General features: G+C 36.5%; 12 protein-coding genes. 5 read left to right on the top strand and 7 right to left on the bottom strand.

All coding sequences use genetic code 11. The annotated features are described in order from the left end of the window. Positions 1 to 20 precede the first annotated feature (20 nt). The 4 genes from miaA to ON09_RS19425 all read right to left on the bottom strand — a co-directional run bounded on the left by miaA (position 21) and on the right by ON09_RS19425 (position 3,832). Positions 21 to 926 carry a tRNA (adenosine(37)-N6)-dimethylallyltransferase MiaA gene (gene miaA / locus ON09_RS19440; RefSeq protein WP_010602740.1) on the bottom strand — a complete coding sequence of 302 codons (906 nt, stop codon included), beginning with the start codon at positions 924 to 926 and terminating at the stop codon, positions 21 to 23. Positions 927 to 1,001: 75 nt separating this feature from the next. Continuing rightward, positions 1,002 to 1,646, bottom strand: a complete 645-nt coding sequence (locus ON09_RS19435; RefSeq protein WP_010602739.1) for an IS1096 element passenger TnpR family protein — start codon at positions 1,644 to 1,646, stop codon at positions 1,002 to 1,004. A 98-nt stretch (positions 1,647 to 1,744) separates the two neighbouring features. Continuing rightward, complete coding sequence (locus tag ON09_RS19430; RefSeq protein ID WP_010602738.1) at positions 1,745 to 3,151, bottom strand: CCA tRNA nucleotidyltransferase; 1,407 nt, start codon at positions 3,149 to 3,151, stop codon at positions 1,745 to 1,747. 114 nt (positions 3,152 to 3,265) lie between these two features. Next, the gene (locus ON09_RS19425; RefSeq protein WP_010602737.1) at positions 3,266 to 3,832 is read right to left on the bottom strand and encodes an L-threonylcarbamoyladenylate synthase; all 567 of its coding nucleotides are present in this window, start codon (positions 3,830 to 3,832) and stop codon (positions 3,266 to 3,268) included. 94 nt (positions 3,833 to 3,926) lie between these two features. On the opposite strand from ON09_RS19425, the gene ON09_RS24460 reads away from it, so the two are divergent. Beyond that, the gene (locus ON09_RS24460; protein ID WP_051010241.1) at positions 3,927 to 4,688 is read left to right on the top strand and encodes a GLPGLI family protein; all 762 of its coding nucleotides are present in this window, start codon (positions 3,927 to 3,929) and stop codon (positions 4,686 to 4,688) included. A gap of 178 nt (positions 4,689 to 4,866) precedes the next feature. Next, on the top strand, positions 4,867 to 5,436 hold the full coding sequence (locus ON09_RS19415) for a DUF4136 domain-containing protein (protein ID WP_010602735.1): 570 nt from the start codon (positions 4,867 to 4,869) through the stop codon (positions 5,434 to 5,436). Here ON09_RS19415 and ON09_RS19410 read toward each other — a convergent pair whose 3' ends face one another. Beyond that, complete coding sequence (locus ON09_RS19410; RefSeq protein WP_010602734.1) at positions 5,437 to 6,642, bottom strand: glycosyltransferase family 4 protein; 1,206 nt, start codon at positions 6,640 to 6,642, stop codon at positions 5,437 to 5,439. It abuts the gene before it with no gap. A gap of 15 nt (positions 6,643 to 6,657) precedes the next feature. After that, complete coding sequence (locus tag ON09_RS19405; protein ID WP_010602733.1) at positions 6,658 to 7,476, bottom strand: 2,3,4,5-tetrahydropyridine-2,6-dicarboxylate N-succinyltransferase; 819 nt, start codon at positions 7,474 to 7,476, stop codon at positions 6,658 to 6,660. A 234-nt stretch (positions 7,477 to 7,710) separates the two neighbouring features. Here ON09_RS19405 and ON09_RS19400 point away from each other — a divergent pair, with 234 nt between their 5' ends. Continuing rightward, entirely contained in the window at positions 7,711 to 8,109 is a 399-nt protein-coding gene (locus ON09_RS19400; RefSeq protein WP_010602732.1) for an RNA-binding S4 domain-containing protein, read from the top strand. Here the strand turns inward: ON09_RS19400 and ON09_RS19395 are convergent. Then, positions 8,106 to 8,876, bottom strand: coding sequence for an EcsC family protein (locus ON09_RS19395; RefSeq protein ID WP_010602731.1), 771 nt, complete (start codon positions 8,874 to 8,876; stop codon positions 8,106 to 8,108). The genes ON09_RS19400 and ON09_RS19395 overlap by 4 nt on opposite strands. Positions 8,877 to 8,983: 107 nt before the next feature. On the opposite strand from ON09_RS19395, the gene ON09_RS25430 reads away from it, so the two are divergent. Both ON09_RS25430 and ON09_RS19385 read left to right on the top strand, forming a co-directional pair. Next, positions 8,984 to 9,244: a hypothetical protein gene (locus ON09_RS25430; protein WP_010602730.1), complete on the top strand. Its 261-nt coding sequence runs from the start codon at positions 8,984 to 8,986 to the stop codon at positions 9,242 to 9,244. After that, positions 9,198 to 10,437 (top strand): hypothetical protein (locus tag ON09_RS19385; protein WP_010602729.1); only part of this gene is annotated, 1,240 nt, incomplete at its 3' end. The genes ON09_RS25430 and ON09_RS19385, both read left to right, overlap by 47 nt.

Raw genomic sequence — 10,437 nt, 5'->3', positions numbered from 1 at the left:
ATCAATGTGAATCCCTTTTTTTATAGTTGATGTTGAATAAAATTTACCACACTTTTATCATCATTTGGCTCAAACCATGTGATTTCCTCATCACGCCTGAACCATGTTAATTGTCTTTTCGCAAAACGACGCGTATTTTGTTTAATTGCGGAAATCGCTTCTTCTAAAGAGGTTAAGTCATCTAAATAATCAAAAATCTCACTGTATCCAACCGTTTTTAAAGCATTTAATTCTTTGAATTTTTCAAGTGACTGTACTTCATCTATTAATCCATCGCTAATCATTTGGTCTACTCTTTTATTAATTCTGTCATATAGCACTTTGCGATCGGTATTCAAACCAATTTTTATCACTTTGAATGGTCTCACTTTTTTTGTTGCCGAGAGCATTGAAGATAGTTTTTTCCCTGTTGATAAAATGACTTCCAGGCCTCTTATCATTCTCTGGGGATTTTGTTGGTCAACTTTTGCAAAATATTCTGGATCGAGCCTTGCCAAATCTTGTTGAATAGCTGATAAACCGTCTATTTCAAATTGTTTATTTAGTTTCTCTCGAATGGCAAGATCAATCTCTGGCATTTCATCAAGACCATTAAGCAATGCATTAACATAAAGACCCGACCCGCCGACCAGGATTGCTAGATTATTATTTTCAAAAATTTGTTCCAACTTTTCCAGTGCCTCTACTTCAAAATCACCTGTACTAAAAAGTTGTGTTACACTATGCGAATTAATAAAGTGGTGAGTTGCAGCAGCTAATTCTTTGGTATTTGGTTTTGCGGTACCAATTTCCATTTCTTTGAAAAACTGGCGTGAGTCGGCAGAAAGAATTTCGGTATTAAAGTGTTGAGCGAGTTGTATGGCCAATGCCGTTTTCCCAATAGCAGTAGGACCAACAATTGCAATTAATGTTTTTGTGTTTGGCATGTGTTGCGTATAAAATAAAAGCTGTCAAATTTAAATTCTGACAGCTTCTATAGTCTTTTATTATCAAGTTATAAACTAATAATCATCTTTCTGATCATCATCATAACTGTCGTTGTCAGAAAACTCATCTCCAAATTCGTCATCTTCGCTTTCATCTTCATCGTCACTTTCTTTTTCATTAATACCCATTTCGCCCATAGCCTCTAACTCATCAGTGTCTTCTGGTACGAAATTCATTTCATTTAGAAAATCAAACTCGCTGGCAGACGCGATGTCGCCACGTGGATCAACGGAAGTAGGACTATTCTTTTCCATAATTTTTGGCGCCTCACCAGTACTTTTAGCCAAAAACGGATATTCAATGTTTGGATCAGGATCAAGTACAATTTTTACCAATTCAACATGAAAATCATAAGGCCTTTCAAAATTATAGATGTAGTAAAATTTTTGATGCGGATCTTCAATAAAGCCACTTAGTTTAGAGTTTTCCATTAATACCACTCTATCCTTTTTTCGTTCACTTGGAAGGTAGGCAATTTCATCACCCTTTAACCAATTGTCGGTACTTACATAGAATGACGAAGATTTTTCAGCATTATAACCTGTAGATTTGTGAATAGCCTTGTGCAGGTCTTCAAATGTTTGGTTTGATTTAATGTCGATCTCTCTCACAACATCATCAAAATCTTCGAAAGTAATTCTAAATTTATAAATAGCCATTAGTGTATTTTGGAACCGTAAAAATAAAGTTAATTTGTATTACCTCAAACATCAAATTGTACAAAATGTTGCCTTTATTTGATGGATGGGCAATTAAATTATTTATTAACAGGATTTAAACCCATTTGTTTTGCCTGATTTAGCATAAAATGAAACGCCTCATCATAATCATTTTTGATCTCGCCCTCCAGTATCGCTTCGCGTATTGCATTTTTAATCAGGCCAACCTCTCTGCCCGCATCCAAAGCAAAAGTTTCCATAATATCATTGCCGGAAATAGGGGGTTGCCAGTTGCGAATTTTATCCCGCTCTTCAACATCTCTTAACTTTTGCTTAACCAGTTCAAAGTTGCGTCGGTACTTGGTTTTTTTGTATTCATTTTTTGTGGTTACATCGGCATTGCAAAGCATCATTAAACTTTCAATTTCCTCACCTGCATCAAAAAGTAATCTGCGTACTGCCGAGTCTGTTACAGTTTCCTGTGCCAGCACAATAGGACGGAGATGCAGTTGAACCAGCTTCTGAACAAATTTCATTTTTTCGTTTAAAGGTAGTTTTAGCTGAGCGAAAATTTTGGGAACCATTCTCGCTCCACGATCTTCATGTCCATGGAAAGTCCATCCGTGCCCTTCCTCAAAACGTTTGGTGGCAGGCTTAGCGATATCATGTAAAATGGCCGCCCAGCGCAACCACAAATCGTCAGTAACCGCACAAATATTATCCAAAACCTCCAGTGTGTGGTAGAAATTATCTTTATGTCCTTTTCCTTTTATGATATCCACACCATAAAGTTGAGCCATTTGTGGAAAAATAATTTCAAGCAAACCAGTATCAAAAAGGTGTTTAAAACCTATTGACGGAAGAGGAGATAGAATGATTTTATTCATCTCATCAGTAATACGCTCCTTAGATACAATACTGATGCGCTTTTTTTGAGCTTTAATTGCTTGTAAAGCTGCAGGATCTATACTGAAATTGAGTTGCGATGCGAAACGGATGGCCCGCATCATGCGTAAAGGATCATCAGAAAATGTAATTTCTGGATCAAGAGGCGTTCGGATTAATTTATTCTCTAAATCTTTAACACCCTCAAAAGGATCTAATAATTCTCCAAAATGTTTAGCGTTTAAATTAAGTGCCAAAGCATTAATGGTAAAATCTCTGCGTAGCTGGTCATCTTGTAATGTTCCATCTTCTACAATTGGTTTGCGGGAATCAGATCGGTAAGACTCTTTCCTTGCGCCAACAAATTCTACTTCCAAATCCTGAAACTTGATATTAGCAGTACCGAAATTTTTGAAAATGGCGACTTTCGTGTTTAATTTTTTCCCTACAGCTTCGGCATAATCAATTCCACTGCCTACCACTACAACATCAATATCTTTTGATGGACGATTGAGAAATAAATCTCTTACAAAGCCCCCAATTACATAGGCTTCATTTTTATTCTGATCAGCAATAGTTGAGAGTGTTTTAAATATGGAATGTTGAAGATGTTGTTGCATAATGTTGGAGTCGTTATGCCGTTCGAATAGTTGGAATCAGCATCTTTTCCCTTACAGACTCTGTAAAAATCAGAGTGATGACTAGGTTAATAAGTGACACAAAAGTAATAAAATTTACTTACGAATAAATTCAAACTGCCCGCTAGGCGTAAGCTTCATAATGGTTGACGGTTTTTTGATAGTGCGGTTTTCCTGCTCAAAATCCACCACATAATCAACTGCATCTAAAATTTCGGGATCAATATCATCAAAGAATTTTGGTGACGGTTTACCACTGAGGTTTGCTGAGGTGGAAACTATGGGTTTTCTGAAACGTTGGATTAAAGGCGTACAGAAATCGTGTTCAACAATTCTAATACCAACACTTCCATCAGCATTAATTACGTTGGCGGCAAGATTTTTAGCATCTGAAAAAATAATTGTCAGTGGGTTTTCAGCATATTCAATTAAATCATAAGCTACCTCAGGAATTTCTTTAACATAACTTTGAAGTTTGCTATCAACATCTAAAAGCACAATCAGGCTTTTTTCGGCTGGTCTATTTTTTATCTTTAGTAACTTATCAACCGCTGCAGCATTTGTAGCATCGCAGCCCAGCCCCCAAATCGTATCCGTTGGGTACAAGATCACGCCACCGTTTTTGATCACTTCTAAGGCATTATTAATTTCATCTTTAAGCATGTTACAAAGTTATTATTTATTAAAATGTTAAATGTTGTTAATCTTCAAATTTTGCGCTACACAATACTTATTTTTATCAGAACGATTAAATGATATGAAAAACATCATTTCTCTCATGTTGATGCTTATGTTTTCTGTACTAACCTTTGCGCAGAAAAAAGTTATACTTCATTACAGTTACACTCAGAATTTAGCTGGGAGAACAGCTACAAATTTCCTTGATCAATATTATGACAAGGGCAGGTCAATAGAGTTCCCGGTTGCCCGCCAAAAGATGAATGATACTACAATTTACAATGGATCTTCTGTAACGAAGAATATTTATCTACCAGGAAACAAGAATAAAATTCCATTTCTGTTAAAGAATCCGGCTAGCAAAAGTTTAATTTATGCCGAAAGTATTTGGATGAAAGCACCGGTTTTGGTCATCGATTCTTTAAATAACTTTAAATGGAAAATTTCTGAAGAAACTAAAAGTATTGATGACATATTATGTGTAAAAGCCGAAACTTTTTTCAGAGGAAGAAACTATTGTGCGTGGTTTAAGTATGATCAGGATATACAGACCGGACCCTGGAAATTTGGTGGCTTACCCGGAATAATTTATGAGATAGCGGATGCAAGCGGCTCGTTTAAATACAACTTAACGGGCTTTGAATTTACTGAAAACTTTGCAGCGGAGCTTAAAGTGCCAGACGCATACGCGGATGATCAAATGATGACGCACCAGGATTTCATCAGCCTTTGGAAAACGGTTAAACAAGACACAGAGAAAAACAACGGCAAAATAGATCATACTTTAACTGGGTCAAGCAGTATAAAACATTTTGTGGCACCCTTGAAAGAGCTATACTAATTTCCTTCAAATGTTAAATTTCGTAATAAGCTAAACCAAAGCGCTATATCGTAAAACTAATTCAATTTTAATTCGTTTTTTACATAACAATAAAATTGTAAAATTCTTGCATGTAGTAAATTTTAACATACAAATTCAGTATATTTATTTCAGGTTATTCAAATAAAAAAACGCACAAATGAAAACATTTAAAACATTATTAATGCTATTTACAGTTGTATTGGCATTATCCGGATGTTCAAGTCTTCGGACAGCATCTGACTACGACAAGAACGTAGATTTCAGCACCTACAAAACTTATAATTTTTACGATAAAGGTATTGCCAGGGTAAGACTTAATAATTTAGATAAACGTAGATTAATGGCTGCTGTGGAAGCCGAAATGAACGCTAAAGGATTTGTTAAAGCCGACAAGCCGGACTTGCTAGTTAATTTAGTTGTAGTTGCCAGAGAAAAAACTGATGTTTATGGCCCTGCCTATTACGGTGGATGGGGTTGGGGCGGCGGCTGGGGCTGGCGTGGTGGCTGGGGTTCTCCATTTTGGGGAGGTGGACCAAGCTACGTAAACCAATACATCGAAGGTACAATTATCATCGACTTCTTAGATCCGGCAAAGAAAATATTATTTTGGCATGGACGAGGATCAGGCTTTAATCTGGATAATCTAAATAAAAGAGAAGAAAGATTATATACTGGCGTGAGAGAGATTTTGGCGCAATATCCACCAAATGCGATTGCCGCTAAATAATTAAGCTAAAACTTTTTGATAGCAATTCATTAATTGCTGCGTAACTAAAGGGCTGTTGAATTTCTGAACGAATTCCAGCCCTTTTGCTTTCATTTCAATTTGTAATGAAGGGTTAGCCAGGATGCTGTTGATTGATGCAGCCAGCTGATCGGCATCGTTTGGTGAAACATAAATACTATTTGGTCCGCCGGCTTCTTCCAAACATGATCCTGTTGCAGCTACCACGGGTACTGAACTGTATAACGCCTCAATAATTGGAATGCCAAAACCTTCATAAAAGGATGGATACACGAAAACACTAGCCATTTGGTAGATCCCCGGCAAATCAGCAAATGGAATATTCGTTAAGAAAATGATCCGATCTTTTAAATCCAAAAGTTCAATCTCTTGCTCCACTTCTTTAAAATAGCTGGTTCGTTTACCAATCACAACTAATTTATAATCAGGCTTTACCTGTTTTAACGCCTTCACGATGAGTTTAAGATTTTTACGCGACTCAATCGTGCCAACGTTTAAAATGTAATTTTCGGGAAGAGCGTAAGCAGCCCGAATTTTGTTTAGTGTATGTTCAGGAAAGGCGGTTTTGAAGCTGTCATCACAACTTTGGTAAATTACTTCAATTTTATCTTGATTGATGCCATAAAACTCAACAATATCCTGTTTGGTTTTTTCACTAATTGCAATAATTCTATTTGCTCGTTTACAAGCTGATTTGCTTTTCCACTCGTAAAGTTTTCTGTCAATAAATTTATAGTATTCAGGAAAACGAAGAAAGATTAAATCATGTATGGTTACAACAGATTTTATCGGGGTATGCTCAATATAGAAAGGAATTTCATGACTTAATCCATGAAAGATCTGAACGTGATCTCTTAACAAGTCCTTTACAACATTTAACGTTCGCCAAAGAAAATGGGTATCCCTTGGTAACTTTAGCTCGATATTGTCGTTTTTAAAGAAGGTATCAATTTGTTTGGCCGATTTGATTTTTGGTGAGTACACCAAGTATTGATTCTCCGGGTATTGCCCGGCGAGGTGTTCAATCAGCGAGCGACTGTAATTTCCTAAACCAGTTAAGTTATTTGCAGCCCGCTTACCATCGTAACCAATTTTGAGCTTAAAGCTTAAAGCCGAAAGACCAAAGCTTGATTGCTCAAGTTCAGGACTTTCGGCTTTTTGTATTTTATTTTCGCTTTCCGCTTTCAACTTTGCGCCTTCAGCTTAAACAGCTACATTATTTTCTCTTAACGCATCGTTAAGGGAAGTTTTTTTATCTGTGCTCTCTTTACGTTTGCCGATAATTAAAGCACAAGGCACCTGGTAATCTCCTGCCGGAAAAGATTTGGTATAACTTCCTGGTATAACAACAGAACGGGCTGGAACTACACCTTTATATTCAACTGGAGTGGCGCCAGTTACATCAATAATTTTGGTCGATGCTGTTAAAACAACATTGGCACCTAAAACCACTTCTTTTTCTAATTTAACACCTTCAACTACAATTGCTCTCGAACCTAAGAAACAATCATCCTCAATAATTACCGGTGCTGCCTGAACAGGTTCTAAAACGCCGCCAATACCTACGCCACCACTAAGATGCACACGTTTTCCAATTTGAGCACATGAGCCAACTGTCGCCCAGGTATCAACCATTGTACCTTCATCAACATAAGCACCTATGTTTACATATGATGGCATCATGATTACCCCCTTAGCTAAATATGAGCCATAACGGGCACTTGCCATTGGTACCACACGAACACCTGTTGCTTTGTAATCTGTTTTCAAATCCATCTTATCATGATAAACAAACGGCCCGCTTTTAATCTCCTTCATCTCGCGAATCGGGAAATATAAGATAACCGCTTTTTTTACCCATTCATTAATGCCCCAAGAGTTTAAAACAGGCTCAGCAACGCGAATTTCACCTTTATCCAATCCTAAAATTACGGTTTCAATGGCTTCGCAATAGTTACTGTACTGTAAAAGGGTTCTGTCTTCCCAAGCGGCTTCAATTAATTTCTTTAAATCTGAATACATGATGTTTTTAAATTTTACGCAAAATAACTCAATTTTTTTGGTTTTGAGTTGAGTTTGTTTTGTTTTTTAGCTTTTTAATGATTGGTTTGCGTGTTGTATGATCGGTTAATTTGAAGACCACCAAGATGTTTGGTTTATTAGCTTATGGTTACTTAACTTTGTGCTATAGACTTGGCGTTTCGAATTGAGCATTATCGAACTAACGAAGAACCAATCAACAAGTAAAAACAAATTATGGCAGAAGCGGAGAAACTGAGGATAGATAAATATTTATGGGCAATTAGGTTGTTTAAAACCAGAAGTTTGGCTACCGATGCCTGTAAGGCGGGTAGGGTAAAATTGAAAGGCCAGAATATTAAGCCATCTGCAATTGTTAAAATTGGTGATGTTTATCAGGTATCAAAAGGCATTGAGAAGAAGGTGATTGAAGTAGTGGAGTTTTCCTATAACAGAACTGATTCACCAACTGCGCTTACGAAGTACAAAGACTTAACACCAGTTGAAGAAACACATGCTTTTAAATCTGCCTTCCACGCACCGAGTTTGAAACGTGATCGCGGTAGCGGACGGCCAACCAAAAAAGACAGGAGAGAAACTGATGATCTGATCAGTGGGATGTTTGATGAGGATTAATTCTTTCCTGGTTTATTTTCAACAAGTTTTTGATCACTAAGAACGGCATGTTCCAAATTAAAATATCTCATACGATAACTCATCATGGCTGTGGTGCCTAATTTTTCAATTAGCTTATAGTTTGCTACGGCACCAACTGCTGCTCCAACGAAGGGTAGCATTTGAGCCAGTTTAGCTAAATCGATATAATCACGATATTGTTGTTGAAAGGTTAGCCAGTCAAATTCATCAATATTGGTTGGCAATTGATGCGCTTGATTATCCCAATCCTGCATTTTGACAAAAATGTTTTTGCCTTCTTCTTTGCTCGAAAAAGCCAGTTGAAATATATGGAGTATAAACAAGCGTTCTCTGTAATCCTTTACATCATAGCCATAAACAGCGGCAATATCAAACAACATTTTCATTTTAATACCTAATAATATAGGAAAATCGGCCAGGCTCATTAAAAAACCGCCTGCACCCGTGATGCCACCTTCGGCAGCACCTGTTTTTTTATAATTTTCAATCTTTTGTTTAATTAATGCTTCGCGATGCATTAAAGTTAAATTGAGTATCGGTTTGGAGGTGGTAAATGTAGAGCCAAAAAGTACCGCTTTAACCATTTGCTTTATAGCTGTAGTTATGGCGTGATGCACTTTTTCGGGTATGTAACTATTTATTTTCTTCTGAACAGTATCAGTAACCTGGTTAAAAAGCGACTGTTTCTGTAAAATTTTAAATTTCCAAAAGTCTACATCGTGGGTAATTTTTTGTTCATAAGTCATACTGCAAATCCTGCAAAAATTGTTCCTTAAAATTTTAATAGATATTGATATTTTAAAAATTAAACTATATATTTAGTTATCTTAAATTCTCATTTAAATCTTTCATTATGAAACCATTAAAACTTTTATTTTTATTAATAATTTTTGCAGGAGTTGTGAACGCTCAAGGGGTAAAATTCTCTCCCGAAAAACCAGCTGCCGGCAGTAAAGTCACATTTACTTACCAGCCAAAAGGAACCAATTTGCAAAACCTAACCGACATTAAGTGTTCAAGTTATACTTTTTTTTTCTTCGGCCAATCCAAAGGCTGCAAAAATAGAGTTGGTAAAGGATGGAGAATTATACAAAGGGGAGATCACTACCTCTGACAGTACTACATTGGTTGGACTTGCTTTCTCTTCCGGCGATCAGAAAGATGAAGCACCAGAAGGCTATATCATTCGATATACAAAAGCAGGGAAAATTTCTCCTGAGACCTTCATTAACGAAGCATTTCTTTATGGATTGGCAGGTAATTACTATTTGGGATTAACGCTCGATCCTGAAAAATCAGCATCTCTTTATAAACAAGCATTTGCATTGAAACCTGAATTGAAAAAGAAAAATCTTTCTTCTTATTTGTCGATGGAATACAAAGTTGATAAAGAGGAGGGTACAAAACTGATTAATGAGACGATTAAAAATTTGGCAAACATTAAAGATCCTAAGGAAGAAGACTTGGTTGCTACAACTTCACTTTATACCCTGTTAAAGCGAAAGCCGCAGGCAGATTCAGTTAAAGCCATTACCTTAAAAAAATTTCCAGCTGGTAACTATGCTTATGGCCAGGATATGAACAGCCTTTACACCACGAAAGATTTTAGCCTGCAAGAGCAAAAAGCAAATGAATTGATTGCGAAATATAAATTTGACCTGACCAAGAAAGCGGATCAAAATAAAATGAATTCAGTATATAACATTCTTGCCTCTGCCGCAAGTAAGGCTAAAAACTATGAAAAGTTTGAGCTTTATGCCAATAAAATTGACAGCAAACTTTCAAGAGCAGGGCTTTATAATTCATTTGCATGGCCATCAGCAGAGAAGAAAGAGAACATCGAACTTGCTACGAAACTTTCAAAAGAATCACTGGCATTGGTTGAACAAGCAAAAAACGATGAAAAACCAGCTTCTTATAATAAAAAAGAAGATTATTTGAAAACCTTGGACAGGACCTGGGGCATGTACGCTGATACTTATGCTTTGTTGCAATACCATCAAGGCAATTTTAAAGAAGCCTTGTCGCTACAGGAAAAGGCTATTGAGTTATCAGGCCCATCTCCTGATGGATCTGGTCGTTTAGTGACTTACCTGATAAAAAACGGACAAGATGAGAAGGCTTATGTGGAAGCAGAAAAATTGTTTAAAGATGGCAAAGCAAGCGATTCATTAAAACGCGAATTTAAAATGCTTTACACGAAATTAAAAAAACCAGGCACCTATGAAACGTATGCTTCGAATTTAGAAAAAGAGGCTTTAGAAAAAGCTAAAGCAGAATGGAACAAAAAAGATAGATTAACATTCC

Source organism: Pedobacter agri PB92, assembly GCF_000258495.1.
GTDB classification, from domain to species: domain Bacteria; phylum Bacteroidota; class Bacteroidia; order Sphingobacteriales; family Sphingobacteriaceae; genus Pedobacter; species Pedobacter agri.
This window is presented reverse-complemented; position numbering and strand designations above follow the sequence as displayed.

What these genes read in the sequence shown, in the direction of transcription:
- miaA (WP_010602740.1), bottom strand. Translation starts at nt 926, where the DNA reads ATGCCAAACACAAAAACATTAATTGCAATTGTTGGTCCTACTGCTATT.
- ON09_RS19435 (WP_010602739.1), bottom strand. Translation starts at nt 1,646, where the DNA reads ATGGCTATTTATAAATTTAGAATTACTTTCGAAGATTTTGATGATGTT.
- ON09_RS19430 (WP_010602738.1), bottom strand. Translation starts at nt 3,151, where the DNA reads ATGCAACAACATCTTCAACATTCCATATTTAAAACACTCTCAACTATT.
- ON09_RS19425 (WP_010602737.1), bottom strand. Translation starts at nt 3,832, where the DNA reads ATGCTTAAAGATGAAATTAATAATGCCTTAGAAGTGATCAAAAACGGT.
- ON09_RS24460 (WP_051010241.1), top strand. Translation starts at nt 3,927, where the DNA reads ATGAAAAACATCATTTCTCTCATGTTGATGCTTATGTTTTCTGTACTA.
- ON09_RS19415 (WP_010602735.1), top strand. Translation starts at nt 4,867, where the DNA reads ATGAAAACATTTAAAACATTATTAATGCTATTTACAGTTGTATTGGCA.
- ON09_RS19405 (WP_010602733.1), bottom strand. Translation starts at nt 7,476, where the DNA reads ATGTATTCAGATTTAAAGAAATTAATTGAAGCCGCTTGGGAAGACAGA.
- ON09_RS19400 (WP_010602732.1), top strand. Translation starts at nt 7,711, where the DNA reads ATGGCAGAAGCGGAGAAACTGAGGATAGATAAATATTTATGGGCAATT.
- ON09_RS19395 (WP_010602731.1), bottom strand. Translation starts at nt 8,876, where the DNA reads ATGACTTATGAACAAAAAATTACCCACGATGTAGACTTTTGGAAATTT.
- ON09_RS25430 (WP_010602730.1), top strand. Translation starts at nt 8,984, where the DNA reads ATGAAACCATTAAAACTTTTATTTTTATTAATAATTTTTGCAGGAGTT.